The 22,202-nt window shown below is 42.8% G+C and carries 24 protein-coding genes; 5 read left to right on the top strand and 19 right to left on the bottom strand.

The genetic code is table 11. The annotated features are described in order from the left end of the window. Positions 1-7: 7 nt before the first annotated feature. The 8 genes from EV213_RS10655 to EV213_RS10620 all read right to left on the bottom strand — a co-directional run bounded on the left by EV213_RS10655 (position 8) and on the right by EV213_RS10620 (position 8,979). Positions 8-400, bottom strand: a complete 393-nt coding sequence (locus EV213_RS10655; protein WP_133580522.1) for a YtxH domain-containing protein — start codon at positions 398-400, stop codon at positions 8-10. Positions 401-417: 17 nt separating this feature from the next. Further along, positions 418-852 carry a DUF948 domain-containing protein gene (locus EV213_RS10650; protein ID WP_133580521.1) on the bottom strand — a complete coding sequence of 145 codons (435 nt, stop codon included), beginning with the start codon at positions 850-852 and terminating at the stop codon, positions 418-420. A gap of 150 nt (positions 853-1,002) precedes the next feature. Continuing rightward, positions 1,003-2,325 (bottom strand): UDP-N-acetylmuramate--L-alanine ligase, encoded by a 1,323-nt coding sequence (gene murC / locus EV213_RS10645; RefSeq protein WP_133580520.1) that lies wholly within the window; start codon positions 2,323-2,325, stop codon positions 1,003-1,005. A 276-nt stretch (positions 2,326-2,601) separates the two neighbouring features. Beyond that, positions 2,602-4,848, bottom strand: coding sequence for a DNA translocase FtsK (locus EV213_RS10640; RefSeq protein ID WP_243740066.1), 2,247 nt, complete (start codon positions 4,846-4,848; stop codon positions 2,602-2,604). A 60-nt stretch (positions 4,849-4,908) separates the two neighbouring features. Then, positions 4,909-5,520 carry a YtpR family tRNA-binding protein gene (ytpR, locus tag EV213_RS10635; RefSeq protein ID WP_133580519.1) on the bottom strand — a complete coding sequence of 204 codons (612 nt, stop codon included), beginning with the start codon at positions 5,518-5,520 and terminating at the stop codon, positions 4,909-4,911. Then, positions 5,521-6,339: a DUF1444 domain-containing protein gene (locus tag EV213_RS10630; RefSeq protein ID WP_133580683.1), complete on the bottom strand. Its 819-nt coding sequence runs from the start codon at positions 6,337-6,339 to the stop codon at positions 5,521-5,523. It lies immediately after the preceding gene. Between the two features lie 912 nt (positions 6,340-7,251). Beyond that, positions 7,252-8,274: a PTS sugar transporter subunit IIC gene (locus tag EV213_RS10625; RefSeq protein WP_133580518.1), complete on the bottom strand. Its 1,023-nt coding sequence runs from the start codon at positions 8,272-8,274 to the stop codon at positions 7,252-7,254. Positions 8,275-8,478: 204 nt separating this feature from the next. Then, positions 8,479-8,979, bottom strand: coding sequence for a hypothetical protein (locus EV213_RS10620; RefSeq protein ID WP_133580517.1), 501 nt, complete (start codon positions 8,977-8,979; stop codon positions 8,479-8,481). 166 nt (positions 8,980-9,145) lie between these two features. On the opposite strand from EV213_RS10620, the gene EV213_RS10615 reads away from it, so the two are divergent. Continuing rightward, the gene (locus EV213_RS10615; protein WP_133580516.1) at positions 9,146-9,607 is read left to right on the top strand and encodes a YtoQ family protein; all 462 of its coding nucleotides are present in this window, start codon (positions 9,146-9,148) and stop codon (positions 9,605-9,607) included. Positions 9,608-9,680: 73 nt separating this feature from the next. On the opposite strand, the gene EV213_RS10610 is transcribed toward EV213_RS10615, so the two are convergent. Beyond that, positions 9,681-10,751, bottom strand: coding sequence for a M42 family metallopeptidase (locus EV213_RS10610; RefSeq protein ID WP_133580515.1), 1,071 nt, complete (start codon positions 10,749-10,751; stop codon positions 9,681-9,683). Positions 10,752-10,890: 139 nt separating this feature from the next. On the opposite strand from EV213_RS10610, the gene EV213_RS10605 reads away from it, so the two are divergent. Continuing rightward, the gene (locus EV213_RS10605) at positions 10,891-11,220 is read left to right on the top strand and encodes a hypothetical protein (protein WP_133580514.1); all 330 of its coding nucleotides are present in this window, start codon (positions 10,891-10,893) and stop codon (positions 11,218-11,220) included. 51 nt (positions 11,221-11,271) lie between these two features. Here EV213_RS10605 and EV213_RS10600 read toward each other — a convergent pair whose 3' ends face one another. Together EV213_RS10600 and trmB are read right to left on the bottom strand one after the other, a co-directional pair. Further along, positions 11,272-11,820 carry a hypothetical protein gene (locus EV213_RS10600; RefSeq protein WP_133580513.1) on the bottom strand — a complete coding sequence of 183 codons (549 nt, stop codon included), beginning with the start codon at positions 11,818-11,820 and terminating at the stop codon, positions 11,272-11,274. Between the two features lie 70 nt (positions 11,821-11,890). Further along, positions 11,891-12,562: a tRNA (guanosine(46)-N7)-methyltransferase TrmB gene (gene trmB, locus EV213_RS10595; protein ID WP_133580512.1), complete on the bottom strand. Its 672-nt coding sequence runs from the start codon at positions 12,560-12,562 to the stop codon at positions 11,891-11,893. 113 nt (positions 12,563-12,675) lie between these two features. Here trmB and EV213_RS10590 point away from each other — a divergent pair, with 113 nt between their 5' ends. After that, positions 12,676-12,963 carry a YtzH-like family protein gene (locus EV213_RS10590; RefSeq protein ID WP_166639256.1) on the top strand — a complete coding sequence of 96 codons (288 nt, stop codon included), beginning with the start codon at positions 12,676-12,678 and terminating at the stop codon, positions 12,961-12,963. On the opposite strand, the gene EV213_RS10585 is transcribed toward EV213_RS10590, so the two are convergent. The 3 genes from EV213_RS10585 to thpR all read right to left on the bottom strand — a co-directional run bounded on the left by EV213_RS10585 (position 12,934) and on the right by thpR (position 15,502). Beyond that, a complete protein-coding gene (locus EV213_RS10585; protein ID WP_133580682.1) occupies positions 12,934-13,728 on the bottom strand; it encodes a phosphotransferase in 795 nt (264 codons plus the stop codon). The genes EV213_RS10590 and EV213_RS10585 overlap by 30 nt on opposite strands. A gap of 246 nt (positions 13,729-13,974) precedes the next feature. Further along, positions 13,975-14,892: a nuclease-related domain-containing protein gene (locus EV213_RS10580; protein ID WP_133580510.1), complete on the bottom strand. Its 918-nt coding sequence runs from the start codon at positions 14,890-14,892 to the stop codon at positions 13,975-13,977. Between the two features lie 22 nt (positions 14,893-14,914). Further along, positions 14,915-15,502, bottom strand: a complete 588-nt coding sequence (gene thpR, locus EV213_RS10575; RefSeq protein ID WP_133580509.1) for an RNA 2',3'-cyclic phosphodiesterase — start codon at positions 15,500-15,502, stop codon at positions 14,915-14,917. Positions 15,503-15,604: 102 nt separating this feature from the next. Here thpR and cysK point away from each other — a divergent pair, with 102 nt between their 5' ends. Beyond that, on the top strand, positions 15,605-16,537 hold the full coding sequence (gene cysK, locus EV213_RS10570; RefSeq protein ID WP_133580508.1) for a cysteine synthase A: 933 nt from the start codon (positions 15,605-15,607) through the stop codon (positions 16,535-16,537). A gap of 195 nt (positions 16,538-16,732) precedes the next feature. Next, a complete protein-coding gene (locus tag EV213_RS10565; RefSeq protein WP_133580507.1) occupies positions 16,733-16,957 on the top strand; it encodes a DeoR family transcriptional regulator in 225 nt (74 codons plus the stop codon). Between the two features lie 153 nt (positions 16,958-17,110). On the opposite strand, the gene EV213_RS10560 is transcribed toward EV213_RS10565, so the two are convergent. From EV213_RS10560 to EV213_RS10540, 5 genes are all read right to left on the bottom strand, one after another. Further along, a complete protein-coding gene (locus EV213_RS10560; protein WP_133580506.1) occupies positions 17,111-18,730 on the bottom strand; it encodes a putative polysaccharide biosynthesis protein in 1,620 nt (539 codons plus the stop codon). A 251-nt stretch (positions 18,731-18,981) separates the two neighbouring features. Next, the gene (locus tag EV213_RS10555; RefSeq protein WP_133580505.1) at positions 18,982-19,449 is read right to left on the bottom strand and encodes a Dps family protein; all 468 of its coding nucleotides are present in this window, start codon (positions 19,447-19,449) and stop codon (positions 18,982-18,984) included. 104 nt (positions 19,450-19,553) lie between these two features. After that, positions 19,554-19,916, bottom strand: a complete 363-nt coding sequence (locus EV213_RS10550; protein ID WP_133580504.1) for a rhodanese-like domain-containing protein — start codon at positions 19,914-19,916, stop codon at positions 19,554-19,556. Between the two features lie 4 nt (positions 19,917-19,920). Continuing rightward, on the bottom strand, positions 19,921-20,226 hold the full coding sequence (locus EV213_RS10545) for a rhodanese-like domain-containing protein (RefSeq protein WP_133580503.1): 306 nt from the start codon (positions 20,224-20,226) through the stop codon (positions 19,921-19,923). A gap of 743 nt (positions 20,227-20,969) precedes the next feature. After that, positions 20,970-22,202, bottom strand: a 1,233-nt coding sequence (locus EV213_RS10540) for an S-layer homology domain-containing protein (RefSeq protein WP_208112744.1), incomplete at its 5' end; no start/stop codon positions are given.

The raw sequence follows: 22,202 nt of genomic DNA, 5'->3' as shown, positions 1-22,202 counted from the left end.
CTCCTTATTATTTTATTGGCGGTGTTGTTGGTGATACAGGTGGTACAGGGTTTTCGTTTGTAACATCTGTTTGACCTAATGATGCCGTAGACGTTGCATCAACAGGTGATTCCGTGTTCTCTTCTTTTTGAAGCTTTTTACGAATGTCTGCTGCTTGTTCAGATACACTTTTCGAAAGATGTGCCGTTTTTTCTTTTGCAACATCTCTCCACTCCGTCCCTTTTTCAAAGGCGTTGGATTTGAATTGATTTGTTTTTTCTTTCACAACGTACGCTTGTTCATTCAAGTCATTGCGGAGATCTTTCCCTGATTTAGGTGCTAGTAAAAGCGCTGCTGACGCACCTACAATACCACCGATTAAAGTACCAATAACAAAATCTTTCGTGTTCATTTCACCCATTACAATTCCTCCTTAAGTTATCTTTGTGGTTGCTTATCTAAGTCTTTTCTATGCTTCCATTTGGACCAAATGTCCATGGCAGCTTGTGACCACTCAACAGCTTGGGACACTTGCTCACTACGATTTTCAGCACGATGTCCAATATCGTCTGAGATACGACGAACTGACGTGTTTAATCGTTGAATTGTATCACCAATGCCTTTGATTGAATCAACAACACCATTGAGGGCAGCGGACTTTTGTTGTACATCCTCTGCCAAAGCATTTGTTTTATGTAACAGTTGCGTTGATTCCTTTGTAACGCCTTGCAATTGTGTTTCTAAACTATCCAGTGTAGAAGCCGTGTTCTCCAATGTTTTTCGTAACGAAATAAGCGTACGAATAAGGAAAATGACCAATACAGCGAATGCAACTGCAATTAATGCAATACTCCAGTATAAAATGCTGTCCATCGGGTAATTCACCTCCGTGCAGTTTTAAAAATTTCGTAGAAGTCCTAGAGAGTTTACCCCTAATCTTTGAAGGTAAAACATGGCTTCACTAATACTATTCCACATTTTTCTCTAAGAATCCTCCATAAATCGCAAACAATCACTGAGACATCAGTCATTGACGACGTCAGCCTCAGTTGGTTGAGACGTCATATACGCCTCTTCATATTTTTGGATGTCTCCTGCCCCCATAAACAAAAGCACGGCCTTCTGATGTTGTGCCAACACAGCGACCTCTTCCTCTTGTAACAAGACAGAATTAGGGAGCAATGCCTTTAGTTCCTCAATCTTTAACGCATGCCCTGTTTCTCGAGCGGAACCAAAAATATTGCATAGATAGATGTAATCAGCGTCCTTTAAGCTTTCAGCGAACTCTTTAAGGAACGTTTTTGTTCTTGTAAACGTGTGTGGCTGAAAAATCGCCACGATATCACGATCCTTATATTTTTTATGTGCAGAAGAAAGCGTTGCTTTAATTTCAGTTGGGTGGTGCGCATAATCATCGATAATGATTTGATCGCGCCATACACGTTCTGTGAAACGACGCTTGACCCCTCTAAATGTTTTCAACTGTGCTTGGACGAGCTCAACCGCGATGTTCTCGTAGTGACACAGTGTAATCACCGCAAGGGCATTAAGTACATGGTGATCTCCAAAGGAAGGGATTAAAAAATGACCGTAGAAATCATTGCGACAATACACCTCAAACGATGTTCCATCAGGCGTCGAAGTGATTTGTCTCGCCTGAATGTCGTTGTCTTCACCTAACCCATAATAGACGACGGGCACCTGAGGCTGAATCGTTTGCAGATGTTCATCATCCCCACAAGCGATGACACATTTCTTCACTTTTTGAGCCATCTCTTGAAATGCCTGTTTGACATCCTCTAGATCCTTGAAGTAATCAGGGTGATCAAAATCAATATTGGTAATGATGGCATAGTCAGGTGAATAGGAAAGAAAGTGGCGTTTGTATTCACATGCTTCAAACACAAAATAACGGCTGTCTTCTGCACCCTTCCCAGTGCCATCCCCTATTAGGTAAGAGGTCGGTTTAGCCGCTTCTAACACATGACTTAATAGACCTGTTGTTGATGTTTTCCCATGTGACCCAGTAACAGCAACACTTGCATACTGTTCAATAAATTTGCCTAGGAAATGATGATATCTCTCAACAGACACGCCAAAGGTTTTTGCTTCTTGAATTTCTTCATGATCATTAGGGAATGCATTCCCAGCGATGACCACTTCATTTTTATGGATGTTATTCTTTGAAAAAGGCAAGATGGAGATTCCTCGTTCTTCAAGTGCCGTCTGGGTAAAGATCGTTTTCTCAATATCTGATCCCTGAACCGTGTGGCCCATATCGTGTAAAATTTGGGCGAGGGCGCTCATCCCAGTCCCTTTAATGCCGATAAAATGATAAAATGACATAATAAAACCTCCATAGCACATATCAGTCAAAGTCAGTAACAGTATATGAACATAAAATGTATTTGGTTAAAAGCACATAGTGTTGATGATGAATGGAACTTCGTACGTATTGGTCGTCTCCGACTTTAGTCCAATACACACACTGCTCATATCATACCAGTCTTGATGATAGATGCCAAACCAAATTGCTGTCAGATGTCTTCTAATTCTATCCTTTCGCTACGCAACGCCTAGTTCATCCATATTTAATTGCACAAAAAAAACCGCCGGAGCGGTCTAAAAATAGGAATTAAGCTGATCACTTGTCACGAGCAAATCTCTCGGTTTACTGCCCTTATTCCCCGAAATAATGCCTTTCTCTTCCATCATATCAATGAGTCTTGCAGCGCGATTGTATCCGATGCGAAATCGGCGCTGAAGGGCAGATGCTGATGCACTGTTTTGTTCCAGAACATATAAGCACGCTTCCTCAAACAAGTCATCTTCTGCCTCTATCGACACAGACTTCTCAATCAATTCCTTTTGGTTAAACAGATAATTTACCTCAGCCTGCTTCTTTACATGTGTGACAACCTCGTCAATTTCATCGTCAGAAACGTAGAGGCCCTGCAAGCGGAAAGGTTTTGATGAACCATTTTCAAGGAAAAGCATGTCCCCTTTTCCAAGCAATCGTTCTGCACCGCTCCCATCTAAAATCGTACGTGAATCGATTTGCGAGGAAACCGAAAAGGCGATTCTTGTCGGAATGTTTGCCTTGATCAGACCAGTGATGACATCTACAGAAGGACGTTGCGTTGCCACTAAAAGGTGAATTCCACAAGCGCGTGCTTTTTGAGCAATTCGTGCAATCGCTTCTTCAACGTCCTGTGGGGCTGCCATCATTAGATCAGCGAGCTCGTCAATGACGATAACGAGGTATGGCATACGTGGCTTTTGACCTGCGAATTTTTCATTGTAGCGTGAAATGTCTCTGACGCCGTTCTCAGCAAAGGTCGTGTACCGTTCCTCCATCTCTTCTACTGCCCACTTCAGTGCCGCAGTTGCAGCCTTCACGTCCGTAATGACTGGCGAGACAAGATGTGGTACTTCATTGTACGGAGCAAGCTCGACAATTTTCGGATCGATAAGCATTAAACGTACTTCATCAGGTGTTGCCTTGTATAACAAACTAATCAGGATGGCATTAATACAAACACTTTTTCCCGAGCCAGTTGCGCCAGCGATCAACCCATGAGGCATTCGGTGAAGATCTGTCACGATTGGCTGACCAGCAATGTCCAAGCCTAGCGCAACGGCTAGCGGAGACGAGTGCTTTAAAAACTCGGGTGTTCTTAAAATCTCTCGAATGAGCACAGCCCTTGGCGATCGATTTGGTACTTCAATACCAATCGTACTTTTCCCAGGGATTGGCGCTTCGATCCGAATGTCCTTAGCGGCCAGGCTGAGCTTGAGGTCATCCTGGAGATTTGTCACCTTATTCACCTTTACACCAGGTGAAGGTTGAATTTCAAAGCGTGTAACGGTTGGGCCTTGCGTTGAGTCAACTACAGTCGCTTCAACATTAAAATTAGCCAGTGTAGCGTTAAGTACCTCACTGCTGTGTTGAACCCATTCATCTTCCACATCGCTTTGTCTTGGTGGAACATTTAACAGCTGGAGTGAAGGATGCTGATATGATCCAAGCTGTTTGCCATCTTTAAGCTGTTGCTTATCACGATTTAACATGACGACATTAAATGGCACAACAGACGCGTCTTCATCTCTCTCTGCTTTACGATCATCATCCGATGCGCTTTTTTTGCGTCGAGAAATCGGCTCCACCTGTTTTTGAATGGGCTTTTCTTCGATGACAGGAGCAGGCGTACGATTCTCTTCTTTTTGTTCACTGTCCATCTTTTCTACTTCGTCGGACGCCTTTTGCTCGTAAATATTAGGTTGTTGAGCAGGTGACACCGTCTCTTTTTCAGGAGCTTGGTCGGCACTGTCATTTTTCCTCTTCACAGGGACGACTAAGTTAAGCGACGTGTCTTGAGTTACTGGTTGTGGCGCTTCTGTTTTTGTGATTGGTCGACTATGTTCCGCCTCCACCTCCAGTTCACTAAAACGCTTCAGCTTTCTTCTTCGTGCTGAAGGGAAAGGGACAATTTCGTCCTTCTTGTGCTCTATTTCTTCCGATGACTTACGCTGCTTAAAACCATAAATAGGCGAAGGCACATCCGTTGGTTGAAATGGCTTTTTAGTTCCTGATGATTTAGGTCCTACTACAGATGAAGGCTTTGTCTCCTTAGTCGGCTTTTCGCTTCGTTCAACCTTTGGTGGTGGCGCTGTTTCCGAGTTTGAACGTTGGGATCCTCTCGAAGCACGATCAGGAATAACGGGGAAGCGAAATTGCCCTTGTGGGTATTGAAATGTCACTCTTGCCTTGAATTCATCCTTACGGTACTTTTTTTGCTCATTAGGCATTTCTAAATGGACGTCATCAACATCTTCTTTTTCAAAGAAACGTTTAAACCAATTGCTCACGTTGCACTCATCCCTTCATTATTTCCAATAGACATGAGGTAGGAGGCCGATTATACTCGTTTACTTCCTTACAGTATAAACGTCGCCTGCCTTATACTTTTCACCATCTAGGACAAGGATTCCTTTTTCATTGTCTGCGTTAGGCAAAGCGAGCTCTCGAGCGGAGCAAATCATCCCAGAGGATGCCACTCCACGAAGGTCTGATGATGTGATTAACATCCCACCAGGCATAATGGCACCGACTTGAGCAACGACGACAGTTTGATTGGCAGCGATATTCGCCGCCCCACATACAATTTGCAGTGTCTCGCTGCCTACGTTTACCTGACAAATATTTAGCTTGTCAGCATTCGGGTGCTTCTCACATGACTCAACATGTCCGATAACAAAAGCCGCACTCGCTTTTGGCAACACTTCATCAAAGCCTTCTTTTTTAAGCAATGACTGTAGCGTATCTACCTGGGCTTCTTGCAAATCAATACGACCATTCCCAGTGAGGTGCAGTTGCTTGCTCACATGAAACAAGTTCCAGCCAATCGTCTCCTTTGTTTCAGCATTCTTAAGCACAGCGACATCACCTCGGCGCTCTACGGTCGTCTCCTCAGTTTCACTTTCTTTAATGACAAGTAGGAGTACATCCCCTATGCCAATCTCGTTATAATATGCATTCATTTACTTTTCCTCATTTCTTTCCTGTATAGGTCGTTTTTTTGCCAAAATGAAAATGGGTTCAAGTTCTTTGTTCTCATAAATGAACGGCAGGGCTGTAATCGGAATATATCCATCCGCAAAAAACGACATTCCCATCTGTCCAAGAATATCGTACCCTTGATCATTGTTTATGTCCGCCAAGATCAAAACATCTTGATGTGGAACAGCAACCGCCATCACTCCAGCACATGTACTTGCGTAGTGTTCAAGGAAGGATTCGTTTAAAATACGCCCTGCATCATAGCCATCTTTCGTATTCAGAAACGAAAAACGATTGCCTGCTACTGTTTCTTCCTTAAGTGTTGTGTCCAAAGAGCGGATGTTGAACAACGCCATCTCATGCAATTGTCCTTCGCTCCAGCCTTCTTCTTTTAACAATGGTACATCAATGAGACGATAACTATTCCCCAAGTCTAACGCATAATAAATTCGCGTTTCTGCTGTGTGAGGCTTTGAAACGAGCGCAACGCCATCTTTTGTTTCTGATGGAAACGAGGTAGCACGGATCACTGGAAAGACATGTTTTTCTTTGCCCTGCAATGTTTGAATCTCATTCATCGCATTTAAGGTTTCTTTTATATGAAAAACGACCTCGTCAAATGCTGCATCTTGACGCCGCTCCCATTTCGCAAGCACTGGAGAAAGGGCTAGATCGACCCCTTTTTTTGTTTCGGCCCATTGAATACGTAAAGAACTCTTCTCTGAATCAAAAGTACATTCAATCCCTGGCATTGTTTGAAAAGCTGCTTCTATTTTTTTCCGCATGGCGGAGACTGTCATTTTTTTCGGCAACAGAAATCCCCCTTATGTATTTTGCTCATTCTCTTATTGTATCAGATCGCGAGGATCAATTAAAACTCATGCTTGATTTAATCTCAATTGAGGTGCTTTTCATATGCTTCTTCTACAAACCATGTCACGCATGGAAAGGCGGAAATGGTTTATTTCCCCTGGTACATCGGAGTTTCAGCGAGCTAGAATTAGACAAAAAAAGCCCCGCCATTTCGCAGAAGGGGGGCATTAATACAATTCACTTTATGAAAGTTAGCCTACTTGTGAATCTATCTTGCTTTCACTCTTCAATTATTTAGCTAGTGCGCTTTCCACTACTTAGTTGGTCATGGTCGAAATTGAATTAACAAGGTCTATCTCATATCATTCGTTCTTAACAATAACCAAAAACGGTAACTAGTGAGACTCCAGCAGCAATGAAAACACGACGAGGTCTTTATGAATCGCTCCGTCAACAAACTTCGCTTTCTGTGGGGCACGGCTTCAGCTTCCTCGGAATCTTGCTTTCCGAGGGGATCTTCAGCTCGCGCTGATCCCACTAGAGTCTACGTCTGTTGACTACGCTGATGTTTGTTTCTGTCTACATTGTTTTAATGTGGCTTGGTCTCGTATAGAGGGGAAAAAGCTCTGTGGCAACCAAATAAAGCAAGTAAATGCAATCTTTCAAGGTAGATCATCTGGTGCCTTTTACACAAAAATTATGGTAAAGGAATGAAGTGAAACTAGACTCCAGCGGCAATGAAAACACGACGAAGTCTTTTTGAGTCGATGATGCCCTTGTGCCCTTCAGGCTGAACACGCATGTATAGCCGTTTGCCTAGAGAAAATGGTTTCAAAATGGGCATTTGTAAGAGATCACGTTTTCTAAATAGAATAAGATCTACATTACCTGATGAGGCACTAGGACTGCTTTGTGGAATATAGGCTTTGGTCCCCAAATCGAATCCAGCCGATTTTTCTCAACCATTCGGAAAGTAAGAAAGCAATTAAAGCCGGTAAAACAAAATGGAGCAGCACGACAGAAAGGATGACAGATGGTGAGGCCCCCATCGTTTGCAAGGTCATCATCGGGCCAATGAGGCCACTAGTGCCCATTCCCGCTCCTGCCGCATTGTTTGTCATTCTAAGCCAAACCGAAGCGATCGGAGCCAGAATTGCCCCAGCTACAGTTGGTGGAATAAGAATTGCAGGCCGTTTGATGATATTGGGCATTTGCAGCATTGACGTCCCAATCCCTTGGGCGACAAATCCTGCCCAACCATTTTCACGAAAACTGCTCGCTGCGAACCCAATCATTTGGGCACAACAACCAATCGTTGCAGCCCCCGCAGCTATACCACTTAAGTCCAGCATGATCGCAATGGCTAGACTTGAAATTGGTGCGGTTAGCGCAAGCCCCATTAAAACGGCGACCAAGATCCCCATCAATAAAGGCTGCTGCGCTGTGGACCACGTAATGACTTGCCCGATCGTTGACATCAGCTGAGCAATAGGTGGTGCAATAAACAGAGCACTTGTAAAACCAGCAGTCAATGTCACGAACGGGGTTAGGATGATATCAAGCTTCGTCTCGCCACTCACGATCTTGCCAAGTTCAACAGCGATGATCGCGGCAATAAAGGCACCTGCTGGACCCGCTCCATTTGTCACCGCGGCCTGTCCAGCAGCCAATGCACTAATTAGCACTAAAGGCGGCGCTTTCAGCCCGTAAGCCACCGCTACAGCGATCCCAGGCCCCATGAGCGCCATTCCCATTTCTCCCATTGTGATAAGCCCATCAAGCTTGCTATATTCACCAATCGTTTTAACAATTAATCCAATAATGAGCGTAGAAAACAAACCGATCGCCATCGCAGATAATGCGTCAATAAAATACACCTTCGCCGAAAGTTGAATTCCTTTTCGTTCTAAAAACGCCTTCATGCGCTCTCCCACCCCTCTTTTACCCTTCCTTATGGTAGTGGATGTATAGTCAAAAGTAAAGACACTTAAGGGAGTTTGCTCACCAAATTCTAACGTCAATTCACACTGCCTTGCGTTCCCTAGAACGGAAATTTTTGTACATTTAAACGGTTGCAAAAAAACTTCCCTACTCGATGAACTCTTGTAGAGAAGCGTAACGTACGCTTATAAATACTTTGATGACTTGATGATGGAAATCATTTGTTCTGCATACTTCGAGAGATCTCCTGGGTTATTCGTTTCTGTAGAAATTTTCATGTCGCCATGCTGGAATGTAACCAAGTACGTGTCGTCCTCTTTTATCACGTTTACTTTTAACTCGGTTTCTGACTGAGGTACCTTTATTGAATCTGAATAAAAATCAGCTTGCTCATTCACTTTCGTGTTACTTTCAACTGAAAAAGGATTGGCAAACAGAATGAACAGTTGACCGGCATCTTCCAATACGACATTGTATTGATCTTCTTCATTTACGCTAAAAGCTTCAGGCTTATAAAAAGACATTGAATCCGTTGTATAATTGACTTCTTGCACAGGGGATTCAACCGCATTCTGTATAGTGTCTTCAAACGACTGGAGAGCATCCTCTTCTGATACAGAGCACGCGGCTAACAATAAACAACTGAATATGCATAAGGTGAATACCCCTTTTGAAATAACGTTCATGCATTGGATCTCCTTTCTACATTTTAAATGTATATGACCTTGATGGCTGGATAAACGTTCAAAAAACCCACATAGATTTTCGACAAATAGAAAGAACATTTGGGGGGATTTGTCGGTATCCATATCGGGAATTATAGGAAGAGAAACCAAAAAGGAGTTGTATTTAATGACCATTCAAGTGTATTTAGCTGGACAAATTCATGACCCGTGGCAGGAAGAATTCTATACGGTTTGCCGTAAGAAGGGGGTAAACATAAATGCCTTTGGTCCAATTGAACAACATTCCATGTCTGATCAAATTGGAGAACAAATCAAGGGGAAACAACCTGACAGCATTTCGTCTGATGAAGCAGCTTCATCAATTAATAATCTCCGCACAAAAGTGTTACTAGCAAAGGCAGATGTGGTCGTCGCTTATTTCGGCTCAAGCTATAAACAATGGAACACTGCTTCTGACTGCGGTGTTGCCTTTGGACTAGGAAAACCAGTGCTTCTTGTTCGGGACCCTTCATTACATCACGCTTTAAAGGAAGTTTCAAATCACGCTCAAGTCACCGTTGAATCCTTTGATCAAGCGGCTGAAGTGCTTCATTACATTACGAAGCCAAATGACTATACAAATGAATAGATGACAACCATTTTTTCTTGTCTTCATACACTTTAAAGCTCCCCATGTGCTCAAGTCACATGGGGAGCTTATTTTAAGCCTGATGCAGTGTAGCCACAGTCGTTGCATCCATTTTTTTCACGAGAGAAGTGATTAAAGCTTTTGCTGCCTCATAATCATCCGTGTGGATAATCGAAGCGGACGTATGAATATAACGTGAACAAATGCCAATGACTGCCGACGGAACGCCACTCCCGCTTACATGGACACTGCCCGCATCTGTACCACCTGGAGAAACAAAATACTGGTATGGAATGGATTCACTTTCTGCTGTATCCAAAACGAACTCACGAATACCTTTATGTGTCACCATTGAACGGTCAAAAATCCGCAATAACGCTCCTTGACCCAAGTGTCCAAATTCTTTCTTGCTTCCAGGCATGTCATTGGCTGGGGAAGCATCTAGAGCAAAAAAGACATCTGGCTTTATCATATTCGCTGCTGTCTTTGCCCCTCTCAAGCCAACCTCTTCCTGAACTGTCGCTCCCGCATACAACGTGTTGGGTAATGTTTCGTTTTGAAGAGCTTGCATGAGCTCGATTGCGAGTCCACACCCATAACGATTGTCAAATGCCTTGGCCATCCACTTTTTAGGGTTTGCCATTTCCGTAAAAGGGCATGTTGGAACAATTTGTTGTCCCGGCACGATACCAATGGCTTCAGCATCCGTTTTTGAATCGGCTCCTATATCAATTAGCATTTGTTTAATATCCATTGGTTTGTTTCTTGTTGCATCGTCCAATAAATGCGGAGGAATAGAACTGATGACCCCTGGCACAATGCCATTCGTGGTAACGATTTCGACTCGCTGAGCAAGTAATACTTGGCTCCACCATCCACCTAACGTTTGGAAACGAATCATCCCCGTCTCTGTGATCCCTGTCACCATAAAGCCAACCTCATCCATATGGCCCGCCACCATAACGGTCGGTTCACTTGGCTGACCTTCCTTCACACCAAAAATACTTCCTAGACGATCCTGTTCAATACGATCAGAAACCTTTTCAAGCTCTTGTCTCATAAAAGCACGGACCTCATGTTCAAACCCTGAAGCCCCTCTTAATTCGGTTAATGTTTTAAACAATGCTTTTGTTTTTTGTTCCATCAAACCACACCTTTCCTTATGTAAGCTCTGTCTCTATTGTATCGGAGTGCTCCCCTATTGAAAAGAGAGCACACGCTTTCCTTACTGCCCATTAAGTATGATATACTTTTGTAAATAGTGGACCAATGGAGGCGATCGGATGTCCAAAAAAAGCATAAGCTTTATCGCGGGCGCATGCTTAGGTGCAATCACTGTACGTGTATTGGTCGGGACGTTGTTTAGTTTGAAAATTACAGAGGCTGAAGCTCTTGAGAGGGCAAAACGCCTTGTACGTGACCTTGGTTATGAAATAAGCGGTTCTTGGATCGTCAATCAACCTTCCCCGACCGTCATACAAGGTCGCACCCTTTCCACATTGGAGCTTGGTGTCATGGCAACCGATGCGTACGGTGCTCATCATTTCCATTTTCAAATGGATGTGTACAGTGGAAAACTCTTCGTCCTAACCCCCTATGAGGCAGCACAGTAAAAAATGATCTACAAAAAAATCCAGCCCCTCACTTTAGAGGGAGCTGGATTTTTATAGGTACGTCGTAGACTGCTTGTAAACGTCATTTTGAGTAACGAATTCCATCGAAGAATAGCGTTTTTTCATGATGACAAGAATGATAATCGGAACTGCAACAAGCGCTAAAAGATAAAGTAAAATTGCAGTAAAATGCATGAATTTTCCAGAAGCATCACGGTATTGCTCTTGGAAAGCTGATACCGGCTCAAACCCGCCTACAACTGTTTTATCCGCAATTGTATTTTCAGTTGGGTTAAAAAACATTGTGTTCACATGCGTGAAACCAAAAACTTCGTCGCGCACCGTCAGATATTTAACCTTTGCGCCGACCAATGTTGTAATATTTCCTTCAGGGTCTTCCACGTCAATAACTGTCAGGTCAAATAATTCGAGCGAACCATTTTTAAAGTGAGGATGCTCTTCTTGCAAGAAGGTATTCGCTGCTTGGGAAAATTCACCTGCATATTCACTTGCTTCTGCGGCAGATGCCTGTGGCAATGCCAGTCCAAACAAAACAACAGCAACTGTCATAAAGCTTCCTACCCATTTTTTCAACATCATCTATTCCCTCCTAAACCACTTCTACTCTGCAAAAACACGGAACGAAATTATCATATCATATAAAAGCGCTTTATTCGACTGTTTCTGTCCGATTGCTTAAAGGTTTCGCTGTGAGTGTATATATCGGCTGACCTTTCGCTGAAAACTTTTCCTCGTACTCTGTTTCAATATTTTCGATTGTCGGATCCATTTCAATTTGATGATGAAGATCAAAAGATATGGCCTCCATTCCCCAACCATTTTGTGAAAACGACTCAAGCGAAAAAATGAACAGCCCTTGATTATCTGTTTTCATTTGCAATTGTCCTTCATTCGTAAGCATTTGGGCATAGTGATTTAAAAAACCCGCATGACTTAGGCGTCTCTTCATATGCCTTTTTTTTGGCCATGGATCTGAGAAATTCAAATAAAAAACGTCAACCTCATTGTCAGCAAAGCACTCTGTTAAGCGTTCTGCGTCTACATTTAAAATACAAAGGTTGTTCAGCCCTTGTTCTATGCATTTTTGTAACACACTTACGACGACACTTTCGTGCTTTTCGACAGCGATAAACAACCAATCTGGGTGTTGTGCTGCCAGCTGTGTAATAAACTGGCCTTTCCCCGAGCCGATTTCAATGTGAAGCTTGGTTTTTCCAGCTGCTTGCAGCCATTTCCCTTTTCTCAGCTCTGGTTCTTGGATGGCAATTGAAGGATGCGATTGTAAATAGGATTCTGCCCAAGGCTTATGTTTCATTCTCATTAAAAAACGTCCTTCCAAAAAGAATTCTGGGGCTATTCCCTAAAAGCGCCAGATTGTCATGTTCTATGTTGCACACAATAAATAGACTAAAACGTAAAGGAGGCTTAAGGACGATGCCACTTACTGCAAACGACAAGCTCCGCATCCTTAGAGATATTTTAATCACTCATCAAATGGATCACGCTGCGTCCTCTTCGGAACATGCGCAAATTCAACGCATCGCAAAACGTCTCGCTCAGGATACGGCTATGCCGACCGAAAGCCAGACGCTATTACGAGACGTGCTCAGTTATAGTGAATTGGGAGCTTCTTCGATGGATCAGGCGACACATATTACATCACACGAGGATAAATTGAACCACTGGGTCTCCTTACTGGATCAAATGCAGCTGCACCAATAAAGTTTTAAGGATATGGGTCCAATGGCGCTCTTCTCTCGTTTCATTGCGACCGCGGTGCCACACCATCGAAACAACGGATTGATAGACAACATACCATTTCATCCGTTCCTCAAGGTCTGGGGTTAGCTCTTCTCCATAGTGTGCGAGCCAGGTCGTCCATTCCTCCTGAGGCACATACCAATGTAAAATCATGCCTATGTCCAGGGCGGGGTCAGCAACGACTGCCCCTTCCCAATCAATCAGATAGAGTTCCTCGGCTGCGCTCATCAACCAATTGTTGTGATTGACATCTCCGTGACAGACAACCTTTTCAACATGTAGCTGCACCTTTTCAACACGAGCACTCAAATAATCAATCGAAGTGCGTACCAATATATCGTTCCCGTATAACTGCGTTGCCTGAATGGCGTGCTCACACATTTCCGTCGGGTGCATCGGCTGTTTTCCCAAGCGCTTGAGCATGTTGAGCAAGTCCGTCGAGCGATGGATTTTGCTTAACAATTGAGCAACACGATGGCTTGTCATATCATTTGCTTTGAGCTCGTGACCGTCCATCCAACGCTGCGCTGTGACGACATCACCGTTTTCTAAGCGTTTCGTCCAGATCAGCTTAGGAACAATTCCTTCCGCTGACAGCACTGCAAGAAAAGGAGAGGAATTTCGTTTTAAAAACAATTTTTCGTTATGGGATTGCGCAAAGTAGGCTTCACCAGTTGCTCCGCCAGCAGGCTTTATTTCCCATTCTTTCCCTAAAATATCATCCAACCACTTCACCCTCAATTTCTCCAATGCATTTGCGTCATGCTGATCGCTACTTTTACATTTGAATATCCTTTTTTTGGTGTTCAAATGATGATTTCATACTGTCATACAGTTTATAGAGAGCAAAAAAGCCTGTTCAACAAGGCTTTTTTGAGCTATTTTCAAGTGCTTGAGCTTTTTTATGACCGTCCATTCTAGAACATTTCTTATTATATCAAAAACCCTAAGAAGGGAAAAGCAGAGCTTGCATCATTTTGTTTTTTCTTTTGTCTCACTTTCCCATTCACTTCGATACACAGACGTCGTTTGGCATTGAGACAACAACCGTTCAGCTACTTTTAACTGCGAATATTTTAATGGGGTGGAATTGCTTTGCATCTTTTTAAGCCACTCTTTTTCGTTTCGCAGATCAACGTATTGGGCAAAAGAGATCGATTCAGACGCCTCGATAAATCCTGAAGGACAATAGACGATTTTTTTTATGCTCATTTGACGTTCTTTTTCCGGACAGATTGTTTTTAGTACTTTCTCCATCCTCTGCAATGATTGTATCGGATTTTGCCTTTTGAGCTCTTCTTTGCCATTTTCCATCCAAAAAGAAGCGTCTGTCGTTTCATATACAGCACCGTGTTCTCCCTCAATCATTGTGACACAGTAAATATCGGTTGGGCCAATAATGATCGTATCGAGTTCCACAACCGATTGATTCAATTGAATCACTGGCTTATACATAACAAAATAATTGTCTGGAAGATCACGTAGCCAAAACTGAAGCTGGCTGTCCCGTTTATACGTGTTCACACCATACGACTTTTCAAGCATTGTTGAGCTTGCCCATTTTAGCTGGTGCAAAAATAACTCTTCCAAAAACATGGATTTCACTTCATGCAGTGTGCCTGTAAATGGCTCAGGACTCTTCTCTTCAACCTCTTTTGTCTTCTTGAAAAGACGGAACACCCTATCTTGCCAACCCTTTTTGTCATCATCAATTCCCCAATCCTTCAGTGACGATTGATCGTTTTCTGGGTGCACCAAAGTTTGATTATGATGAGCGTTTTTCAAATGTCGCCAGCGCTGTTGCTTCAGACGAATGAATTGGCTAGGGTATTTAAACATATCACTTTCGTATCGTGAAACAAAATCTTGTAGCTTAATGAGCTGAGCCATGATAGCTTCGCCTTCTTTCTCCTTATTCTCTATTTAACATTTCGTACGATGTACCGATCTTTTGAAGAGGGAGGTCATTTAAAACATGATATTTTGGCAGAAATAAAGGTTTAATTTCAAATATCGTTATTTTCTCTAACGACCATGAGGGCAAATGGATTGGTTTTCCTAAAAAATCACTTTCTACCTGTTGGGTTTGATCTGCCCATCGTTTCGCTAACGTCACATGCGGAGTGAAGGTTCGTTTTTCTGGCGTTCGCCCTGTCTTTTGCAATGCCTTTTCTATAGCAGCGTGCAATCGGAGCAAAGGCCCGGTTTTTTCCACACCAGCATAGACGACTCGCGGCTGTTTTTCTTTCCCGAATGAAGCAATGGTTGTCCAATGCATGCACACCGACGAATTTAATTGCGACACCGACAACAGTGCATCGTTGATCTCGTCAAGTTTTTCTAGGGACACGCTCCCGAGAAATGCAAAAGTGAGATGGAAATCCTCTTCATGCGTCCACTGCTTCATTACTGCGTGCGATGCCAAATGCTGTTGTAAGCTTCGTAAAGGTTCATAAAAGGACGTTGGGATTTTTGCCCCTATAAAATAATGAGCTGCCACCGTAAGCTCCTCCTTTCAGGATAAAATGCTTCGGTATGCATTGATGTCCAATCCTGTGATAAAATAAACCGATAGGATTTTAGGACAAAGGACGTGTATTGTTTGACCATTGTAAATAACATCGCTGAATTAATTGGAAACACACCATTACTTAAGCTGAATAAACTCAGCCCAAAAGATGGTGCTGCGGTCTACGCAAAACTTGAGATGATGAACCCAAGCGGAAGCGTAAAAGATCGAGCAGCCTATCAAATGATACAATCTGCTGAGGAAAAAGGTCAAATCAAACCTGGGGCAACCATTATTGAACCAACAAGTGGCAATACCGGGATTGGCTTGGCGATGAACGCAGCAGCACGTGGCTATAAAGCCATTCTTGTGATGCCCGACACGATGTCTCAAGAGCGCGTTAATTTATTGAAGGCTTACGGTGCTGACGTTGTTCTCACACCAGGGGATGAAAAAATGCCAGGCGCCATTCGAAAAGCAAAACGGCTAGTAAAAGAAATTGATAACAGCTTTATGCCAATGCAATTTAGCAATGATGCCAACCCTGAGGCCCACAGAATGTCAACAGCTCCTGAAATTATCGACGCGATGAACGAGCTTGGCAAGCCATTAGATGCTTTTGTTGCAACTGCTGGCACAGGCGGGACCATTACTGGGACAGGCGAAGAGTTGAAAAAAGCCTTTCCGGACATTGCCATTCACGTCGTAGAACCTGATGGATCGCCAGTTTTATCTGGTGGAAAACCAGGCAGGCATAAGCTTGTTGGCACAAGTCCAGGATTTATTCCAGATATATTAAATCAAGACGTTTACTCTTCTATCATCAGATTAAAGGATGAGGACGCTTATAAAACGGCAAGGGATCTCGCTCGGTTAGAAGGTCTTCTTGTTGGTCCATCAAGTGGAGCTGCGTGCTTTGCTGCATTAACCGTAGCGAAAAACTTAACCCCTGAACAAACCGTTGTGTTTATTGCCTGTGATACAGGGGAGCGCTATTTATCTGGTGACTTATTTGATTTCCAGTAACTGACACGACTCTCAGACATTTGCGTTTGTTTTTAAAGAAGAATCGTTGTAAAATGTTTGTAAAAGGTTTTGAAAAATCAACTGTTCACTAAGTTTTCGTTGTAAAATGTTTGTAGTGGCATAAACATAGGGTAATTATACTTCACTGTCCCCCATCCAGACACCCATGCTTATTAAGTGTGAAGGAGTGGTTCTTTGAATCCATCAACCGGCCGGATGTTAACACGAGTGAAATCCATTTATATTTATATCCGCCAAAACGGTACTGTATCTACTAGCGAGCTCGTCGACGAATTTGGGATTACCCAACGAACGATCCAGAGAGACCTGCATGTATTGGCATATAATGATTTGGTACACAGCCCTAGCCGCGGACATTGGACAACCACCGAAAGACACAAAGCGACAGTTGCTAAATAAATTTCTGCGTAATTTCATAGGCGCAAAAAGCGATAAACAAGAAGTTCCCAACCTTGCGGAACTTCTTGTTTTTTATTTTTCTGATGAAGTTGTATTGAGCTACTCCTTTACTTACGATAAGTGAAAGGTCCCTCTCTTAGTAATAAAACATCGTCAAGCTCTCAATCTAAGCTTTTTCATAAGTCCTGGACCAAAAACCTTCTCTGCATAACCTGTTCTTAAAGCGACTAATCCATAGATAAGCGCACCGATTAGTACGCCTGTCCCAAGAACAACAACAGCATTCCAACGATTGTTTTCAATGGGCAACCATACTTGAAGCGTAGCACTCCAAATGCCAACGCAAAGGCACATGAACAGGCACATCAGAAAAACCAATAATGAACGTCTTTTCAAGCGCTTGAACGGATATCCTGTTGTGCGGTGTATGGCATAAAAATTAAAGAGCACGGCAAACCCAAATCCAAGCATTGTGGCAACCGGTGCACCATCCGCTTGGAGCACAAGGATGAGCGGATAGGTGAGTAAGCATTTAACGATAAAGCCTATCGTTAAGCTTAACATCGCAACTCTTTGACGATTGACACCTTGTAAGATGGATGTCGTAATTGTAAAGAGCGCAAACAACAAGGCGGCTGGCGCATACCAACCTAAAATAGACGCGTACACTGAAAATTGGTCTGAAATGCCGAAAAATGCTGCATAGGCTGGCTTCGCTAGGATCGACAAACCTAGAGCGGCTGGCATGATAAGAAAGATAATGATCTGTAACGCTTGAGTGATGTATTTGTGTACATCTGTCGTGCGTTTTGCAACATAAGCAGACGTTACCGTTGGAATTAACGTTAACGCGAAGCCTGTCGCGAGTGAAACTGGAATCATGATGAGCTTGTGCCCGTAAAGGGTATACGCTGAAAATGCCCCACTCGTGTCGCCACTGAAGCCAGACACAGCGAGTGCTGTATTAAACGTAAACATATCAACAAGCTGAAACAACGGCACTGCAAGCCCAACAAACACAAAGGGTATCGCGTAACGTAATAATTCTCGATACACTTCATCCAACGGTTTTTTCGGATGAGGTTTGCTCTGTGTCAGCATCTCATTAAGTCCATCTTTGCGTTTTTTCCAAAAATACACTAACGTGACGAGACCACCAAGTGCTCCAACAAAGGCAGCAAGTGTCGCTATGCCTACAGCTGTTTGCATATCACTTTGGAACCAATACAAAGCAATGGAACATCCAATCACAATGAAGGCGACGCGGATGATTTGTTCAATAACGGTAGACACTGCTGATGGCCCCATAGACTGATGGCCTTGAAAGAATCCTCTCATCAAGCTCATTGCTGGTACGATAATGAGCGCTGTCGACACAAGTCGAATCACATTGACCACGTCAGAGGTGGCATGCACGGAGCCTTCATTGACGACAAAGGGCGCAATCCAAGGCGCGATGATAAAGAGAAAAAGAAAAGAAATGACGCCCGTCAAACCCATCACCTTGAGACCAGAACGAAACAATCGTCTCCCCGTTTGATAATCACCTATCGTATTGTATTTCGAAATGAATTTCGAGACAGCTAAAGGAACTCCCATCGTCGCAATACTTAACATGATGGAATAAGGTATGTAAGCATAAGAGTATAATGCACCGCCCTGTTCACCTAAGAGCGCGTTTAGTGGAAAAACGAGAATCATACCTAAAAATTTCGAGATAAATGTGGCGGAAGTCAATAAAAAAGTGCCCCGCAATAAGCGCGAAACTGCCATGCTAGACCTCCCTACGTTAAATTTTGCAGACCTTTGTATTTTATCACAAAATCATTCCTTTCACTCAGTCGTTTATCTGGAAGTCTTTCGAATATGAATTCTCTTCAAAATGAGGGTGACAAGTTTAGAGGAAGCATTACAACAGGGAGAGACATTTTCACAGAAGGCTTGCAAGCGTGGCGTTTTCACTCAAAGGATAATAAAAAAAGACATCTTCTGCCTTAATGGGCGGAAGATGTCTTTTTGGTTGATTACTCTTTATTTAAGTAAGCGCGCAGCATCCAGTCATCTTTTTTGTATTCTTCGAGCATGGCATGGAATACATCAGCGATGGCGAATTCTTGATGCTCTTCAAGGCTTTCAATGAGCTGCTTGGACTCTTCACCGATAGCAAACAAATCATCTGAAATGGTTTCAACCATTTCATCAGCTGCCTCATGACCACTCGCTTCTTTAATTGTCGCATTGCGCATAAACTCGTCCATCGACGCACATGGCTTCATTTTAATCGCCAACATATGCTCTGCAATTTCATCAATATGATTTTTAGTGGAATCGTACATATCTTCAAATTTCTCATGGAGTGAGAAGAAATGTGGTCCCTTCACATACCAGTGATAATGGTGCAATTTAATATAGAGGACATGCAGGTTGGACAATTGTCTGTTCACTTGTAGCTCTAGTTCGGCAACGTCTTTCGCTCTTTGTTCGGTTGACATATGATCTCCTCCAAATTAATTCGTTGTCTTCGTGCTTCTCTATATCTATAACCTAAAATGCAAGAAAAGAAACCTCATTCAAGACGGCAAAAAACGCCCCCTGCTTATAAACAAGGGGACGCTTTAGGCAATATGGAGTAAAACACTTTATTCTTATAACGTTTTTTAATGATTCGAACGGCAGACCTCGCCGTTTGCAAATCATCTGCGATGACCACAATGTCTTTTGAGCAACGAGCTTCCTCTCTCATTTCTCTTGGTAAATACGACAGTGGGATGTTTTTTGTCACTATGGACGGAGCCTTATTAAATGAGATGAAGTCCCGAACGTCAATGACGTAATATTTGCTTTGATCTGCGCATTCAAACGCAAGCTGCTTCATTAGAAAAGACGGCTCTATCCAAAAGCGCCATAGGATAATCATCCCTAAGATAAGGAACAGGCACCACCAAAGTAGCCCTTCCACAATCTTATTTCTCCGGAGTCTTGGTAGGGCCTTCCCAAGCGAGCATGCCACCTACCATATTCGTCGTTTGAAACCCTTGATTGTCAGCAAAGTCGGCTGCCATTGCGCTACGTTTCCCTGAGCGGCATACAAAAACAATTTCCTTTGTCTTATCCAGCTCTTCAATTCTTTCAGGCAACGTTGAGAGTCTTATATGCAAAGCCTCTGGAATGATTCCTTCAGCCACTTCTTCATCTTCACGAACATCGACAACGACAAAAGATGAAGTCTCCAATGTCTGTTCGAGCTCTTTCGCTGTCATTTCCTTCATGTTTTTTTCCTCCCCTTTTCTATCCTGCATTATATTTTCACTGATCTTGTGACGTGCGTCAAGCACAATGAACTGAATTCTGGGAATGAATTTCAGAATTTTTATGCGAACTGAAAAGCATCCATGCTGAAAGATGTAAAAAGGGATTAGGAATTATGGAGGACTTTTATATGCAAGCTGCCATACGCTCGCTTTCCGCGGGCGAACTGCGAGCCTCCTCGATCGCTTGCGCGCTCTGCGGGGTCTCGCTTAGCTCGCTATTCCCGCAGGAGTCTCGCTAGTGGCTGCTTTTAGTTGAATTTCATTTCTTAGTTTCTTGGACTGTATAGTTAATTTACATTTAAAAATCACGCAAATTAGAAATAGATAGGGCTAATTCATATTATTTTCGCAAATCATCTTGTTCAATTTCTTCAGGGTCAGTAATTTTCTAAGTTTGTGCTGTTTCAGTAAGAGACAATCGGAGCATCACACCAATCGGTAGCGCATAGTTCTCTATTTCAGCATCATCTTATGCCACACACCAAACGTTTTGATTTGCCTATAGGAATATGGACGCTCAACGTCATAACTCGCTGTCACTGTTACATTCACTTGCAATAGAGATGGACTTCAACTTACTTTGTCGTCCCGTCAGAAATCGTTTTGAGGTATCAGCTGCGTTTATGCCAATCCCACTACTTATAATTATTGTTGGAGTTGTTGCTGTGAATTCTTATATTTTTTACAAACTTTCTTTAACGTCATAAAGCAATTTCAAATTCGCTTCCATTGTCAGTAGTAATAGAGTAACGTCCACCATCTCTTAGATAATTAATGGTCCAAAACGTGTTTTGTTTACTTTTTTTATAAAAGTTGGAAATGTCTAACGGTCTTGTTTTATAATTAAATTGATCGGCGAGGTTTTCATCTATTCTGCTTCCCCCAACCAAAAAACCTGAAAAACCAAGAGCATTACCGTAAGACAGCTCATATGACCATTCATCATCGACGCTAACAGTAGTAAAATGATTTTTATAGATAGCAATAGGTAGAGTTCCCTCAAGTTCAATATCTAGAAACATTTTCCGGTAAATACTATCGTCTGTTAAAAAAATGTTCATAAGTACACGATCTACACCAATGTTATTCTTCAATGTAATCTCTTTCCCTCTTACTTCTTCAAATTCCCCTCCTATTATGCTTGCCTCTGGGACCCTTGTAATTATATTTGTACCAGTTATTGAAACCTCAATTAATTCGTTCAAATCATCGAATGAATCCGGACTTTTCTTCACAACGTTCTGAAAACGTTGAATAACTGATGCCACTTCTGCACGTGTTGTTGTTTCCCCTGGCTTAAAGCTATCATCTGGAAAGCCTTTCATAATCCCTGTACCAAATGCGACAGCTGCACCTTGCTGGTCTGCTCCTTTAAACTGCTTGTGATCCGTAAACGGAAGCAATGCAGTCTTGCTGTCTGCGAACGCTTGATTGTACGAACTGTTTTCTACTCCAAGTGCTTTGGCCACCCAAACAGCCATTGTTTTTCTAGACAACGACGCATTAGGACGGAATGTTGAAGCATGTCCAACAATGCCTGACGCCTTCGCGCTAGCAATCGCATCTTCAGCCCAATGACCCTGAACATCTGAATAGCTAGAGCTATTCGATTCCGCATCAATCATACGTGTAAGGATAGTGACAAACTCTGCACGAGTAATATCCCGATCTGGACCAAAAGTTCCATTGCCATAGCCTTTTAAAATGCCTTGACCAACTGCGTTCTGAATGCTGGAATTGGCCCAATGCGAATTGGATACATCGGAAAATACTTTCGCCTCCGCTTTCACAATGGTTGTAGCTATTGCAATTACTGTAATAAGGAATACACTTGAATCCATTTCATAACTCCGAACCCATACGGCTCTAAGAGTAAAACCACATAAAAAATAGAGCACCTCCCCAAAACCTGTATAATGATAGTTGCGACACAC

This window comes from Aureibacillus halotolerans (genome assembly GCF_004363045.1).
GTDB classification, from domain to species: Bacteria; Bacillota; Bacilli; order Bacillales; family DSM-28697; genus Aureibacillus; species Aureibacillus halotolerans.
The sequence above is the reverse complement of the archived record's forward strand: the minus strand, read 5'-3'. Positions and strand labels throughout refer to the sequence as shown.